At 55.0% G+C, this 16,155-nt stretch carries 11 protein-coding genes; 4 read left to right on the top strand and 7 right to left on the bottom strand.

Translation table 11 applies throughout. From position 1 onward, the window contains the following. The 3 genes from LG373_RS02545 to rfbB all read right to left on the bottom strand — a co-directional run bounded on the left by LG373_RS02545 (position 1) and on the right by rfbB (position 3,987). Positions 1–1,887, bottom strand: coding sequence for a glycosyltransferase family 2 protein (locus LG373_RS02545; RefSeq protein WP_225748886.1), 1,887 nt, complete (start codon positions 1,885–1,887; stop codon positions 1–3). Positions 1,888–2,382: 495 nt separating this feature from the next. Then, positions 2,383–2,976, bottom strand: coding sequence for a dTDP-4-dehydrorhamnose 3,5-epimerase (gene rfbC / locus LG373_RS02540; protein WP_225748885.1), 594 nt, complete (start codon positions 2,974–2,976; stop codon positions 2,383–2,385). Between the two features lie 9 nt (positions 2,977–2,985). Beyond that, on the bottom strand, positions 2,986–3,987 hold the full coding sequence (gene rfbB, locus LG373_RS02535; RefSeq protein WP_225748884.1) for a dTDP-glucose 4,6-dehydratase: 1,002 nt from the start codon (positions 3,985–3,987) through the stop codon (positions 2,986–2,988). 303 nt (positions 3,988–4,290) lie between these two features. Between rfbB and LG373_RS02530 the strand changes: the two genes are divergently transcribed. The 4 genes from LG373_RS02530 (at position 4,291) to LG373_RS02515 (ending at position 9,502) form a co-directional block, all read left to right on the top strand. Continuing rightward, complete coding sequence (locus LG373_RS02530) at positions 4,291–5,067, top strand: ABC transporter permease (protein ID WP_114567743.1); 777 nt, start codon at positions 4,291–4,293, stop codon at positions 5,065–5,067. A gap of 15 nt (positions 5,068–5,082) precedes the next feature. Continuing rightward, positions 5,083–6,933 (top strand): ABC transporter ATP-binding protein, encoded by a 1,851-nt coding sequence (locus LG373_RS02525; RefSeq protein WP_225748883.1) that lies wholly within the window; start codon positions 5,083–5,085, stop codon positions 6,931–6,933. Between the two features lie 63 nt (positions 6,934–6,996). Next, the gene (gene wecB / locus LG373_RS02520) at positions 6,997–8,115 is read left to right on the top strand and encodes a non-hydrolyzing UDP-N-acetylglucosamine 2-epimerase (protein WP_225748882.1); all 1,119 of its coding nucleotides are present in this window, start codon (positions 6,997–6,999) and stop codon (positions 8,113–8,115) included. Then, a complete protein-coding gene (locus LG373_RS02515) occupies positions 8,108–9,502 on the top strand; it encodes a hypothetical protein (RefSeq protein WP_114567740.1) in 1,395 nt (464 codons plus the stop codon). Before wecB ends, LG373_RS02515 begins: the two co-directional genes overlap by 8 nt. A 22-nt stretch (positions 9,503–9,524) precedes the next feature. Here the strand turns inward: LG373_RS02515 and rfbD are convergent, their stop codons facing one another. The 4 genes from rfbD to LG373_RS02495 all read right to left on the bottom strand — a co-directional run bounded on the left by rfbD (position 9,525) and on the right by LG373_RS02495 (position 16,091). Then, a complete protein-coding gene (gene rfbD / locus LG373_RS02510) occupies positions 9,525–10,430 on the bottom strand; it encodes a dTDP-4-dehydrorhamnose reductase (RefSeq protein WP_225748881.1) in 906 nt (301 codons plus the stop codon). A gap of 2 nt (positions 10,431–10,432) precedes the next feature. Then, entirely contained in the window at positions 10,433–11,335 is a 903-nt protein-coding gene (gene rfbA / locus LG373_RS02505; protein WP_225748880.1) for a glucose-1-phosphate thymidylyltransferase RfbA, read from the bottom strand. A gap of 141 nt (positions 11,336–11,476) precedes the next feature. Next, the gene (locus LG373_RS02500) at positions 11,477–14,458 is read right to left on the bottom strand and encodes a glycosyltransferase (RefSeq protein ID WP_225748879.1); all 2,982 of its coding nucleotides are present in this window, start codon (positions 14,456–14,458) and stop codon (positions 11,477–11,479) included. Positions 14,459–14,507: 49 nt separating this feature from the next. Next, entirely contained in the window at positions 14,508–16,091 is a 1,584-nt protein-coding gene (locus tag LG373_RS02495; protein WP_225748878.1) for a DUF2142 domain-containing protein, read from the bottom strand. Between the last annotated feature and the right edge of the window lie 64 nt (positions 16,092–16,155).

Raw genomic sequence — 16,155 nt, 5'->3', positions numbered from 1 at the left:
TCAGTCCTTTCTCAAAGCGAAGTAGCAGCTATCTTTCGACAGGTTCGGATTCAGGTACGGATCCGAACCCTCGAAGAACTCAGACCATCGGGAGCGCAAAAGATCGGTTTCCTTTTGGACCCTCTTCATGCGTTCGCCGCGCATATCACGCCCCCGAGATGAGAACTCGTAATGGTTCATACGCGCATAAGGCGTGCAAACCACACGATAACCCGCACGAATCGTCTTCAGGCAAAAGTCGACATCATTGTACCCAACCGTGAAGTCCTCGGTGTATCCCCCAACACGCCCATACACATCGCGCCTCACGAGTTGACAAGCACCAGTCACAGCGGACAAGTTTTGAGGAAGCCTTGCCCGATCGAAATAGCCACCCGCATCAGGGGGAAGAGACGTGAACAGATGCGCAGCTGCACCCAACAGACCCACGCCCACGCCCGCATGCTGAACGGTTCCATCAGCATACAGAAGTTTTGCGCCCACCACGCCCACGCCTTCGTCCTCGAAGTACCCCAGCATAGTTTCAAGGAAATCTGGAGTTATCACCTTGGTGTCGTTATTCAAAAACAGAATGTAAGGGCTATTCCCTTGGGCAGCTCCGAAGTTAACGATCTTCGAGTAGTTGAACTCCCCCGACCAGGTCACTACGCTCACCCGATCATCAAGAGCCTGAAGGTTCTGATAGCATTCGAACGTTTCCGGCTCCTCGCTATTGTTTTCAACAACGATAATACGATAGTTCGCGTACGTGCACACCTTCAAGATGGACTCAACGCACGCCCGAAGCAAGTGCGCATGATCCTTGGTGGGAATGACGATATCGACCCTTCCCCAATCCCGCGGAGCATGAACAACGCGATACGCAAAAGGCATGTCCGTGCGCTCCACTGAAGCTTTGAACCCTATGCGGTCACAGTGAGCCTCCACGGCGCGCAAGCCGGCATCCTTCGCATATGTCTTGCTTTCCGGATTCATGCTGGTCGACGCCTCGTGCATGCGCCAATGGTAAAGCACTCGGGGAACATGCGCGACTCTTCGCGCGCGCTCGACGGCACGCAAGGTGAAATCGTAATCTTGCGCGCCGTCGAACAGGCCATCCATAAGACCAATGCAAGAAACGCACTTGCTGCTTACGCACAGAAAATGCGTGATGTAATTGTGCGCCCTCAAGAGCTCCGGAGAGAAATCTGGCTTGAAAAACGGCGCCGAGTGCCGACCCTGCGCATCGAAGCGATCTTCGTCGCAATACAGAAGATCCGTATCCGGAAAAAGATCGACAATGTTCGCATACTCGTACAAAGCATCCGGAGAAAGAGCATCGTCGTGGTCGAGGAAGCAGATGAAATCTCCTCGAGCGGCTTCCATGCCAACGTTCGTATTTTGAGCAATCCCGCCGTTCTCCACCTCGAGCACAACAACTCGCTCGTCTTCGATCGAGGAAATTCTGCGAGCTAGCGATGAGTCATCCGGAGACGCATTCACCAGAATAAGCTCCCAATTCCCGTAGCTTTGGCCCCGCACCGAATCATACATGGCGTCGAAAAAGGCAATCGGCGTACGGAACAGGGGCACGACGATGCTGAACAGCGGAGGACGATCGAAAGAACGGCGCGCCTGTGCACGGAGGTCGTCTTCGCTTGCACGATGGTCCTCCCACCACGCATGGTACGAGGGATCATGCATCGCATCCATTGAAGCGTCCAAAAACCCGCCGCGCAAAGCGGCGTACGTATCGTCGAGAAGAGCGCACCCGCCTGGCTGGCTCGAACCGTCTTCGACCGCGGCGGTCAGACACACCTTATGATCGCCAATCGGCAGTCTCAAAGCAACCGTAATTCGGCGGACTGCACGGTTGCGCTCGTCCACCGCGTCCTTGCAATCCTCCATGACGATATGCCTCAGGTCCGTCTCAGCACCAACCGCATCTAGAACGTTTATGCATATCCGCGCATCTTTAGAAACCGAGTCCGGCACATCAACACGAGCACGCACCACAGCTTCCGACCCATCCTCGACCACTTGAATAAAACGCACATTCAAGCACCGTGCGAACTCTTCAAGATCGCAGTCCCTCAATCGCAAAGCTTCGGTTCGCCGCAATGCGTACGCCAGCTTCGAACGCAGCTTCAATTCGGTAGCGCCCATCTTGAAAGACCAGGAGCGATCACCCGATTCAACGACGTAGAATGACGACAGAACAAGCGGGAACACAATCGCACACGTTTTCTTACCGAGGGAAACCACCGATGCAGGAAGCATTCGTCCCTCGGCTGTGCTTACAAGAACGAGGTCGCGAGCAGTAGCCCCCGCGACCTCGATGTAAGCCACGCCGTCACCGCGACAAGCGCGCACTACCTTAACCATGCAAGAACCTTTCCGCGGCTATCCGCGCAAATCCTTCAAGGCGGCATTCACCTTGTCTTTGTCGCTCAGCACCACTTTGGACGGATCGAAGACCTCGTCACCCCGGAGCGCCGGCCAGTCGATCCCAACCTCCGGATCGTCCCACATAAGGCCGCCCTCGTCTCCCGGACGGTAGATATCGTCGCACTTGTAGCAGAACTCCGCCGTCTCGCTCAGCACCAGGAACCCGTGCGCGAAGCCGCGGGGGATGAAGAACTGGCGCCGGTTCTCGGCCGACAGGGCCACGCCCTCCCACTTGCCCCAGGTGGGGCTGCCCGGGCGCAGGTCGACCGCGACGTCGAACACCTCGCCGGACACCACGCGCACAAGCTTCGACTGCGGATGCTCGATCTGGAAATGAAGGCCCCGGAGCACGCCCTTGGTCGACGAGGACTGATTGTCCTGCACGAATTCCACGTCGATGCCGCCCGCCACGAAATCGGGGCGCTTGTACGTCTCCATGAAGTAGCCGCGAGCGTCGCCGTACGACTTGACGTCGACGACCTTCACGCCTTCGATGGACGTGTCGGCAAAGGCGAAGTTGCCGGATTCCACGATATTCCCTGCTGCCATGCCGTCCCCCTACTGCCCAAGCTTCGCGTACTTCGCCTCGGTGGCCTCCTTGGCGGGGCGCCACCAGGCCTCGTTGTCGCGATACCACCGGACGGTGTCGGCCAGGCCCTCGGCGAAGTCCGTGTGCTTGGGCTCCCAGCCCAGCTCGCGGCGCAGCTTCGAGGAGTCGATGGCGTAGCGGCGGTCGTGGCCGGGGCGGTCGCGCACCCAGTCGAACTCGTCGGCGGGGCGGCCCATGCCCTCCAGGATGGCGCGCAGCACGTCGATGTTGTTCCTCTCGCCGTCGGCGCCGATCAGGTAGGTCTCGCCCATGCGGCCCTTCTCGAGGATGGTCCACACCGCGCTCGAGTGGTCCTCGGTGTGTATCCAGTCACGCACGTTCAGGCCGTCGCCGTAGAGCTTGGGCTTGACGCCGCAGATGACGTTCGTGATCTGCCGCGGGATGAACTTCTCGACGTGCTGGTAGGGCCCGTAGTTGTTGGAGCAGTTGGATATGGTGGCGCGCACGCCGTAGGTGCGGTGCCACGCCCGCACGAGCATGTCCGACGACGCCTTGGTGGAGCTGTACGGGGAGCTGGGGCGGTACGGAGTGTCCTCCGTGAAGCGCGCCGGGTCGTCAAGGGCGAGGTCGCCGTACACCTCGTCGGTCGAGATGTGATGGAAGCGCACGTCGTGCTTGCGCGCGGCCTCCAAGAGCGTGTAGGTGCCCTGCACGTTCGTGCGGACGAAGGGGGCCGGGTCGGCGATGGAGTTGTCGTTGTGGCTCTCGGCCGCGAAGTGCACGCACGCGTCGGCGCGCGCGAACAGGCCGTCCACCAGCTCGGCGTCGCAGACGTCGCCGTGGACGAACTCCATGCGGTCAGCGGGGATGCCCGCGAGGTTCTCGCGGTTGCCGGCGTAGGTGAGCGCGTCCAGGACGATCACGCGCGCCTCGGGCCGGTTCTCCACCACCCAATGGACGAAGTTGCTGCCGATGAAGCCGGCTCCGCCGGTCACGAGATAGGTTTTCATAGCCATCCTTATATACGACTGTACGTGCAATTGCCTCAAATGCATAAGATTATAAGCGCACAGCCCGCCAGCGTCACCGTTTCCATGCAAAGTGCTTTTATGCAGGGTGCTCGCCGGACGCCGGCTGCCTAACGCGATGAGGCAAATCAAGGCCACGCGGCCTTTGGTGCCTCCGATGCGGGCTCCGATGCGTTGCGCGAAAGTAATGAAAACGCCGGAGACCTCCCTGCCGCGTGATATCATTCAGGGATTGCGATTAATTGGACGCAATTCTGAAGTGAAGAAGAGAGGGCTCGAACCCGAATGAGTTTTTCCAAAGATTCGCTGCAGCGCAACATGTTCATACTGAAGTCCCTCGTTTCGAAAGACTTCAAACTCAAATACCGCCGCAGCGTGCTGGGCGTTGCCTGGTCAGTGCTCAATCCCTTGCTTATGATGATCGTACTGGCGGCAGTCTTCTCCGTCGTGTTTCGCGGAGGAGTCGAACCTTTCCCCGTATATCTGATTCTCGGCATGACGTTGTTCACCTTCATGTCAGACGCCACTTCGGGAGCCATGGGATCAATCATCGATTCTGCGCCCCTTATCAAGAAGATTCGCATCAACAAAATGCTCTTCCCGCTTGAGAAGGTCGTGTTTGCGCTTCTGAACTTTGCCATATCGCTTGTTGCCGTAGCCATCGTCATGGTGTTTTTCCGCGTGGTGCCCACGTTCAACATTCTACTCCTGCCCGTGCTCCTCACCTACTTGTTCATGTTCAGCTTGGGACTCGGTCTTCTGCTTGCCGCTCTTTCGGTGTTCTTCCGAGACATTATGCATCTATGGAGTGTCATTCTGACGGCATGGACCTACGCCACGCCGCTGTTCTACTCCATCGACATCCTTCCCGAGTGGATGGTTCCCGTCATGCAGCTCAACCCCATGTACTACTACGTTAGCTATTTCCGCGATATAGCTATGTGGGGCGTCACGCCGGGTCTTATGGACAACCTCATTTGCTTCGGCTGCGGAGCAATCGCTCTTTTGCTGGGAGTCCTCGTATTCCGCAAGCAGCAAAAGAAGTTCATCCTGTACGTTTAGAGACGAAGGTGCACCATGCCCGAAAACGTTAACACCTCTGCCCTGTCGATCGGCGACTCTGAAAGCATTCAGGCAGACGACAATCGCCAAACCATGATCAAGGTTGATCACGTGTCGATGATCTTTAACATGGCATCCGAACAGCTGAATAGCTTGAAGGAATATGCTATCAAGATCGCCCGCCGTGAATTGTTCTTCGAAGGGTTCACAGCGCTCGACGATATATCGTTCGAAGTGAAGAAGGGCGATGTGTTCGGCATCATAGGCACGAACGGATCGGGCAAATCGACGCTCCTCAAAATCATTGCAGGCGTTCTAGAGCCCACCAAAGGCTCATGCGAGATCAATGGCAACATCGCCCCGTTGATCGAGCTGGGAGCAGGCTTCGACACGGAGCTTTCTGCACGAGAAAACATTTACCTCAACGGAGCGCTTTTGGGCTACTCAAAGAAGTTCATCGACGACCACTTCGACGAGATTGTCGAATTCGCCGAAATCGAAAAGTTCTTGGATATGCCGCTCAAGAATTATTCATCCGGCATGGTTGCACGCATCGCATTTGCCATCGCCACCGTTATCGTGCCGGAGATTCTGGTCGTAGACGAAGTCCTTTCTGTAGGCGACTTCATGTTCCAGAAAAAGTGCGAGGATCGCATCAATGAGCTGATCGAGCGTCACGGCGTGACCGTTCTCATCGTGTCGCACAGCAATGCGCAGATCGAGCGTATGTGCAACAAGGCGATATGGATTGAAAAGGGCCATACCCGCATGATAGGCGACGCCGCCACCGTCTGCCGCGTCTACGGTGGCCTAGGCGGGCGCACCGGAAGCCCCGAAGCCGAGCGGCGCGTGTTCGAAGCGCTGAGCAGCACAGCCGGCAAAGCACTCCAGCAGAAAGATCTTGCATCAATCGACGGAGACAGCCTTTATGGAACCGCAGTCAGGGCCGCTGTTCGGGGCTGGGGCGAAGAGTCCGTCGACATGGTGACGCTCGTCTGCGATGCAACCCATGTAAACGCCATCGCGGCTTGCGGGTTCGCCGGGGCGAAGAACGCGCCCGTGCTACCCGTTAGGTCTGACCATCTTCCGGAGATCATAGAGCAATATCTCTCCAGCAAGAGACCAACCACGATATTGCTTCTCGATAAGGATCGCAATTCGGAAAACGTACTGGAGCAGGTCTCGTCTTTGCCGTGGAAACCTAAAGTCATCTATCTTCCCAAGCGCCCCGGATCGCTGAACCTGTCGATAGAGCTTCTGCAACTTGGAGCCCAAAGCAGCCTATGGGGGGACACTGCCCTGATTGCTGCTTTCGAAGATAACGCGAAAGCATTTTGCGCCGCGCCGCTTTCGTACGGAATTCGAGCACCCTTCTTTGTGCTTACGGGAGAGGAGAAAGATCGAGCAAGCGATCTTTCTCGAATGCTCGTAGAAGAGGGTATTCACTCCATCTTTGCCGTTGGATCGATCGCAAGCCATCCTCTTTACGCCAGCTTGTCCGAGCAGGGAATCACCGTCAAAACGCTTGCCGACGAAAACAACGAGGAGACGGTCCTGTCCATCGCCCAAGCGGTCCTGGACGAGTCCAAGAAGCGCAACGCCTGTGCACCTGTAGAAGTATGCGTCGGCTCCCAAACCCTCAGTCAATGGCCAGAGCTGCTCTCGATAATCGGATACGCAGGAAAGACGAGTGCGGCAATGCTTTTGGAAGACCCCACAAACCTCGAAAGTGTCTCTTCCTGCATGATGTTCATGGAGCGCAACCGCAAGACTATTAGCGGCATTTCGTTTTTTGGTGGGGAATCGGTTCTGGGATCCACTGATCGAGAGCTACTCTACCACGCTTGGAAGCGTTCAGAATCCTGATCGGCTCCTAAACATCCAGAGCTGACCAACGCACTGCAACGCAACCTGCAGAAAGGACACCTCATGCGCGTACTATCGATCTTCGGCACGCGACCCGAAGCCATAAAAATGGCTCCTTTAGTCAAGAAACTTGAGAGCGAGCCATTGATCGACAGCGTGCTTTGCGTGACGGGTCAACACCGAGAAATGCTGGACCAGGTACTCGAAGCGTTTCACCTCGAACCCGACTTCGATCTAGCCGTCATGAAAAGCGAGCAAACCCTCAGCTCCATTACTACAGGGGTGCTTTCGGGCATTACCGACACGCTCGAAACAGTGCGCCCCGATCTTGTCTTGGTTCATGGAGATACCACTACCAGCATGTCTGCAGCCCTCGGGGCCTTCTATCAGCAAATTCCCATAGGACATGTGGAGGCTGGGTTGCGTACGCACAACCGATACTCTCCTTTTCCTGAAGAAATGAACAGGAAACTAATATCGGCTCTTGCTACCTTTCATTTTGCACCCACCCAAAAAAACAAGGATGCGCTATACAAAGAGGGCATAGTCGACCGAGTATGGGTTACGGGAAACACAGCTCTTGACGCGTTCGCGTACACTATGCGAAACGACTACAAATTCAACTGCGCGGAGCTTAATCGAGTAGATTTCTCTCGCCCAACGATACTCTTGACAGCCCATCGCCGTGAAAACCTAGGGGAGCCGCTCAGAAATATATGTAGCGCAATACGCAACGTCTGCGCTCAGCGCCCCGATGCTCAAGTCGTCTATCCAGTTCACTTAAATCCCTCGGTGCAAAATACGGTTCGTGAAATCCTAGGAGACCTTCCCAATGTTATCCTGGTGAACCCTGTTGATGTAATCGACATGCATAACCTGATGGCACTGTGCAGTTTTGTAATGACGGATTCGGGAGGCCTTCAGGAGGAAGCTCCTTTCCTGGACAAACCCGTTCTAGTCCTAAGACGAGAAACCGAACGCGAAGAGATCATTGAAACCGGAGCCGCCATCCTCGTCGGAACGGAAACGACCACCATAGAGATCGAGATGAAAAAACTACTCGACGACAAAAAGCTCTATCAGGCAATGGCTGCCGCCGCCTGCCCTTACGGGGATGGACATGCAGCAGAACGCATCGTGAAGCATATTCTGAGCGCAACATCAGGAGGAATGAATGCCTAGAGGGAACTACTTCCTGCAAGACATCATCGCCAATGCAGACATTATCGAGAATACGGTCAATCAAGAACGAGCGAGCTCGCGCAAGAAAGCTTTTGGCCTACATCTAAATCAGCGGAGCATCCAAGAAGCCGAACGCAATGACAAGCTCATAGAAGCAATGACCCGATGCGGAAACATACGCCTCATGTCCACCCGTATGGAAGCAACGGCTTGCGAAGCAACCGAAGAGGCCCTAAGATCATATCTTTCACTGCTACTGAGTACCGATCATTTTACAGGGCGACCTATCATCTGCGTTTTCGCCCCTATGTTCAACAGCGGGAATGTCACGGATGGTTATTACCGACGCATCAAAAACATCGACTCCCTTTTTCCTGGCAAAGCCTTACGAATACACTTTTACCCAAATCCGCAGACTCACTGGGCATCAGCAAGAATAGTTGATCAAAACCATATCCTTATCGAATATGAGCAAGCTCATCAAGTGAAAAACCTATTCGAATCGATAGCCCAAAGAGCGCGATTCATCTACTGTCACAGCATTCATTGCTTTGATGCCGATTTGATCAATGATTACAACGGCGAGGTTGTCTTGGACCTCCATGGAGCAGTCCCCGAAGAAGAGCTTGCACTCTTCGGAGATGAGGAACGGGCTCGAGCATTGGAAAGAGTCGAAAAACTAGCCGTATCGCGTGCTTCGGTTATGGTAGCAGTTACAAACAGCATGGTGAGGCATATCCAAGAGAAACATCCCGAGGAAAGCAGTGGCGCTGAATGCTTAGTTATGCCGATTTTCGACATGGACAACTCTCCCGTAGCGCCAATCGAGAAAACCGCTTGCGTACCTCCTACCGTCATATATGCAGGAGGTACGCAAGCGTGGCAACTATTCGATGAAATGATTGATGCGATAGAGTCTCAGCCTAATCTATGCCAATACAGACTCTTTCTTCCCGACACTTCCGAGCTAAGCACCCGATGGAGCGATCATTCTGAACCCGCAATGCTAACAGTCGGCACAAAAAGCCCCGAAGCCCTTCGCGAAGAATACCTTACAAGCGATTTCGGGTTCATACTCCGAGACAGCTCCACTGTGAACAAGGTAGCCTGTCCAACGAAGCTAATCGAATACCTCTCATATGGAGTTATCCCTATTGCAAAAAACCCGGATATTGGAGACTTCAAAGACGACGGGATGGCTTATCTGGCAATTGAGGATTTTCGAGCTGGAAAGCTCCCTTCGGCCGCCGAGCAACAAAGCATGCGCGAAACCAACTATCGCGTAATCACGGTTCAAACAACCCGTTTTTCACAAGCCAAGAAAACTCTCACCGCTCTTTTTAATAAGCTAGCACAGAACGAACGTCTCGAAAAACAAGATCAGTGAGTTAGGAGACGACAAAGGAAAGTCATCCCCCTATCCGAAGCAATCGTTCCAGATAAGTCGCGAGCGCCTCGCGCCACGGGCGCATATCGTTTCCGATCGTGTCCTCCAGGCGCTTGTTGCGCAAGCTCGAGTACGCAGGACGATCCGCGCTCTGGGGGAAGCGCTCCTTGTACTCGGAAGACGTCAGCCCCTCCTTCTCGCACGGAATGCCGGCGCCGTCCACCACCGCACACGCGAAATCGAACCATGAGCAGGTGCCCTCGTTCGTGCAGTGATACGTGCCGTAGTCCTCGGTCTGGGCGATGCGCAGGATCTCGTAGGCCAGGTCGTTGGCGGAAGTCGGGTTCCCGAGCTGGTCGGCCACGACGCTGATCCTGCCGCGCTCGCGCGCCAGGCGCATCATGGTCTTCGCGAAGTTGCCGCCGACGTATCCGTAGAGCCAGGCGGTGCGGACCACGAACGCGCGGCTGCAGGCGTCGGTCGCCAGAACCTCCCCCGCCCACTTCGTGCGCCCGTAAGCGCTGATGGGTCCCACCGGATCGCCTTCCTCGCGCGGCTCGGGGTCGTCGCCGGGGAACACGTAGTCCGTCGACACGTGCACGAGTTTCGCCCCGCAGGCTTCGCACGCGCGCGCAAGGTGCTCCGCCCCATGGGCGTTCACGCGGTAGGCGCCCGCCTCGTTCTTCTCGCAGCCGTCCACGTTCGTGACGGCCGCGCAGTTGACAACCAGGTCGTAAGGCCCGCGCTCGGAGAACCAGGCGGCCACGGCGGCCCCGTCCGATACGTCGAGGGCGTCGTAGTCGACGTACTCCGCGCTCGCTCCCGCGTACGCCTCCGGGATCGGGCCGATCTCGGCGCCCATAGTCTCCAGGCAGCGCCTTATCTCGTTGCCTAGCTGGCCGCTGCCTCCGGTCACGAGAATCCTCATGCCTACATCGCCTCCTTGTGCGGGACGATCTTCCCCTCGGCGACCTTCCTCAGATGCTGGCCGTAGACGGACTTGCCGTACTTCGCGGCGGCGTCCAGAAGCCGCTCCCGGTCGATCCAGCCGTTCTGGTAGGCGATCTCCTCCACCACCGACACCGACAGGCCCTGGGAGCGCTCGACGGCACGCACGAACTCGGAAGCCTCGAACAGGCTCTCCATGGTCCCCGTGTCCAGCCACGCGTAGCCGCGCCCGAGCGTGACCACGCTGAGGGAGCCGTCGGCGAGGTACATCTGGTTGAGCGTGGTGATCTCCAGCTCGCCGCGCTCGCTCGGCTCGACCTTCTTGGCCAGCTCGCACACGCGGGAGTCGTAGAAGTACAGGCCCGTCACCGCGTAGTTCGACTTGGGGTTCTCGGGCTTCTCCTCGATGGAGACGGCGTTGAAGCCCTCGTCGAACTCCACCACGCCGAAGCGCTCGGGGTCGTCCACGTGGTAACCGAACACGGTGGCGCCGCCCGTGGTCTCGGCGCGCTCGACCGCGGCGCGCAGATGGCGGCCCAGGCCGTTGCCGTAGAAGATGTTGTCGCCCAGGACGAGCGCGCAGCTGTCGCCGCCGACGAACTCCTCGCCGATGACGAACGCCTGCGCCAGGCCGTCGGGCGAGGGCTGCTCTGCGTAGGACAGGCTCACGCCGTAGTCCGACCCGTCCTTGAGCAGGCGCTCGAAGTTGGGCAGGTCCTGGGGCGTCGAGATGATCAGGATCTCGCGGATGCCCGCCATCATGAGCACCGACAGCGGGTAGTAGATCATCGGCTTGTCGTACACGGGCAAGAGCTGCTTGCTCGTTACCGTGGTCAGCGGGTACAGGCGCGTGCCCGACCCGCCTGCGAGTATGATGCCTTTCATGACCAAACCTCTTTCAATCGAAAACACATTTAGTATACCGCTTCAGCAAGCGTCGCCTATTTTTTCCACCGATTTGCCCACAAGCCAACCTATACCGAACCGCTGCTTAATCCAGACATCCACGCGAGCCCGACAAGCCCCTTAGCTCTCGTCTATAAGCTTCTTAATCTCTTGAACGAACGGAAAAAGATCGCGATTTGTCAGGTACCCCGGACGAACACGACCACAGGGCACTTCGCGTTCGAACGAGCTACACACCTCCTGCAGCGAAGCAGCTATTTCACCAGGAGTGGAACGAGCCAAAGAAACCACGCTCTCACCAAAGTCCGACAGATCTTTCCCGGAATACTCATTCGTAATCACACGCACACCAAATGCCGCCATCTCGAGCGGCGGATAGCTCGGGTGCGGCGACACCATAAGAGAAATGCCCGCGTATGATTCAGCCAACAGCTGAGCATATTCCTCGATGGTCAGCTTTCCAACCGAAGTCAGGTAGCGACCATGCCCCAAATAAACCGGGGCATGCTGTTCCCCGGCGGAAACAATCTCCCACAAACCATGGTCCTCTTGGAGATCGATCCAACGACGGAGGGATTCTACGACAAGCTCGAAAGCATTTCTGTCAGTTCCGGGACGTCCGTACACCATGATCTGACGACGCTTCCCTACTTTTCCGCCAAGCTGGTCCAATCGCTCAAGAAGCGATCCATTCAAGAACGGATCAAAAACAAACGAGTGCTTAAACTCATATCCAAGAGAATCGAAATGGCCCTTCAACTCCCGTGAGTTAAAAACCGCGACAGTGGGAACAGGGCTCCTATACGTCGATTCGGCAAGCAAGTAACGCGACGACCAGGCGTAGAATCCAGGTTCGTAATCTTGGATAAGATATATCATCGGATTCTCAAGAAAACACCCATCCTGCTTCTTGAGTCGCTCACATTCATCCTGATAGCAATATGCAGACCACCAAGAAGTACACACGAACCAGTCCTTAGGAGAAGCGGGCACTGTTTTGCCATTTCTTCTTCCTATGGGCACAATCTGTAATCGCGCATCGCTTTCCTCATCCATTGAAACGAACTCGTACCCAGGAAAACGAGAAAGCGACTCCATGCGCGGTTCGCTGTCAATCACAAGGATGCGAGCGTCCACCCCCGTTTCTGCCACCAGACGATCAAAGAAACTGAGCGCCGTCGCAATACCGCCATACACGTCCTCTGCATTAATCGAGGGGACGAGCAGGTTTATACGAGGACGATCACTCGACACTCTTCTAAAGTTCATAGCACGCGTTTCGAGGATGTCCGTCGAATAACAATCGAGCGCCGCACGACGCAGTTTCTCCCTACGCGACACCACCTTCGGAATGCACGAGCCGTAGTCCAAGTTTGAATTGTAATACGGATCGCCCGCAGCAACATATCTACGATACATAGCTTTCGATAAGCTGAAATCGACTTCCGGAATATCCTTCGGGTCACGAGTTTTCGACTCGTAATGAGTCAGAACCACGCCGGGAAGGTACAGGTTTCGAAGACCATTGCGCTCCGCACGAAGACACAACTCCACGTCGCTTCCGCAAACGACAAAGTCTTCATTGAAGCCCCCGATGCGCTCCCAGGTATCCCTTGAAAACGCCATGCAAGCACCTGTCACAGCCGAAACATTGCGTGCTACCATGGGCGAAATGAACGGATTACCGCAATGAACGGGAGCTGCACCCTTGTACACATGATCAGCCCAGCCGCCCATTCCCACAACAACACCCGCATGTTGAATGGTTTCATCAGGATAAAGCAAAAGACCCCCGACTACCCCGATGTCTTCGCGGATGCAATTCTCGACCAACCGGTCGAGCCAGTCCGCAGATCTAATTACCACATCGTTGTTCAAACAGACAAAAACATCTCCGCTCGCTTCTTCAATCCCCTGATTGTTCAACTTCGACCAATTGAATCGATACGAAGCATCAATGACCGAAACGTTGCCGAATTCCTGTTCGAGCGAACGAAGGTATGCCTTTGTCTCCGATAATTCCGAATTATTGTCGAGAATCAGTATTTCATACGAAGGATACTCTGTTTTATCGAAAACACTCTCGATCGCAGCCCTCAGATCATCGACATGATCCTTCGTAGGGATAATAATGGAGACTTTTGGCTTGTCGCGCAATTCGTAACGCACGTCGTACACATATAGCGAATCGGTTTCGCATGCACAGGCTTTACCCTCCCCCAACGTCCTATCCAAATGACTCTGAACAGCATGAAGGCCTGCCGTCTGCGCATACGGTTTCGAATCTGGGTTAGCAGCGGTAGACGTAGGCAATGCCCGCCACGAATAAAGGATCTCGGAAATATGCTCTATCCGACTCGAGCGCTCGACAAGACGTAGGAGCAGGTCGTAATCCTGGCTTCCGTCGAATTCCGGGCGAAACCCTCCGACCTCCTCGAACAAAGATCGCTTAAACCCAAGCAAATGCCCAACATACATCTGCGACAACAACAGATCAGGCGACCAGTCAGGCTTGTGCAGCACGGCGAGCCTCGTGCCATTCTCGTCCACGACATCATTGTCGCTATAGACAACATCCGCCTGCGTAGTCGATAGGCGAAGATAGAACTCCAGCAAAGCGTTCGGAGCAAGAAGATCATCATTATCGAGCAGCACCATGTAATCGCCGTCAGCCATTCGTGCTGCAGCATTCGTAGCATTCGATATACCACCATTGCGATCGAGCCGCATTACCTTCACTCTGTCGCTTTCAACCGAACGAAGGTAAGACATCACGGAATCGTCAGTAGAGCAATCGTCGACAATGCAAAGCTCCCAATTGCCGTACACCTGCTGTTCTACCGATTTCACAGCTTTCGAGAGCCAGCGTACGTCAACATTGTAAGTAGGCATAAGAACAGAGAACTTGATACCGCCGCCCGCGCTACCCGGCTCGCCAAAAACAAGCGGAATTGACTCGTCCTCAAGAACAACTTCCTGGTACAAACGCTCCCGAAGTCCCACAAAACCATATTTGCCCAAATACCCCAGAGCCTTGACAACGCTCTTTGGCTGCTTCACGGAAAGCCTGGCAAGGGTTTTTACTTTTTCGATTTTTCCCACCGACAATCACCTTTCAACGTCGCCATCGATATCCGAGAAGCAAAAGCCATCAAACCCCGACAGCGATAGAGAACACTCGAGCCATGTAAGCGATGTTCAGCGCGAGCAAACCATACACAAAAAGAAAGCCAGTCGGGACATCTATTGACACGTGCCGGCTTCTAGCCGCAACGAGAGCCATCGGGAGCAGGGGAAGGAAGTATCGACCCTGAACACCTTGAATAACCCTCTCGCTTACAAACGTCCATCCAACCGTCATCGACAACATCACAGCCAGCCAACCGGCTATAGCGAGGACCGCGAAAACGACGCGATGGACCCCCGGAACCAACGCACGATCATCTTCGCTCCTTTGGGCGGAAACGAGTAGCGCAAAAAATAGTGGCAGAGTAATGAACAACGGAGCGTGGATTTCGGGCTGAAACCACCCTAGAGAGCCACCTACCAGAGTGTCCAAATAAAAAGGGCCCATGGCATCAAAAGTTCTCAAATAAAGAAGAACGGCATCGAGAGGATCGGACAACATGCCAGAGAGACTATAGAATGTCCCTTGCTCTTCCCCTCGAACATCCAGCCCGGCCGAAACGGAAGATCCCACATCAGCCATCTGAAGAAGCGTAGCCATCCGCGTACCCAAAACCGCGACAAGTGAGCAGGCTATCACGATCGACTTGTACAGCAATGCAGAGCGCCTCGAAGCAAAGCGCTTATTAGGGATAAACAATACCAGTAAAGCGATAACCGTGTACACAACCTTACAAGGAGCCAAAAGGGCGGCCACGATGACAAGGCCCACTTTATCATGGCGCTTCATCTGACCTTCGCCGTACAAAGCCCTGAAGCACAACGCCGTAAGCAAAAATGCCAGCCCTATGATGCCAGCATCGTATGAATATGATGACACTACATGCAGCGTCATCGGCAGCAAGCCCACAACCATCATCGTGTTTTTTCCAACAGGCGTGATACGAACTGCACAGTATGCCAATAAAGCAAACATCATCATATTGAAAAAGCGACCCAGATAAAACAACGGATAGCTTCCAAGATTAAGCAAGCTAGCTAACACGATCCCCAAAGCTGACGGCAACTTGATGTAAGGAGGATTCGCACCCCAGTCAAAAACCGACCTGGGGGTGAAGGAGACATAATCAACCTGTCCAGCAAACAGGACAAAGTTACGTGCCATCATGTCGTACTTCTCATACCCCACCGTTTGAGACTCATCCATGGCCCGAAGGAGCTGGGCGTCATCTGCCCTCATCGGAAGATTATCCGAAGTAGGGCCCAAAAACAGAAGCTGGTCTGCCATTTTGTACGAAGCCTGAAAATGATAACTCTCATCGGGAACCGTGCCAGGCGCAAATACAAGCGAGTACAACAACCCGCAGCATATTATGCTCAGCAGAAAAAGCGTTTCAACCTTGAGCTTACCTTTGGAACGTAGAATCTGAGAAGCCGAATATACGACACAAACCAACCCAGCTGAGACAATCGCAAACGCAAGGGCAATACGAGAGTCGCTGAAAGAAAAGCAGTACAAGGCATGAACCGCCAACGCAACGATAACTCCACCAAGCAGCATATCGGTCTTATGCATCTGAACAAAACGCATCAGCACTTTAGCCATCATCCTCGCCTCTAGAAAACCCTGCGTACTCCCGGCACGCCCTTTCAACCAAGAGCATCTCCGCCAA

Origin of the sequence: Paraeggerthella sp. Marseille-Q4926, from assembly GCF_916618935.1 — a bacterium.
GTDB lineage: Bacteria > Actinomycetota > Coriobacteriia > Coriobacteriales > Eggerthellaceae > Paraeggerthella > Paraeggerthella hominis.
This window is presented reverse-complemented; position numbering and strand designations above follow the sequence as displayed.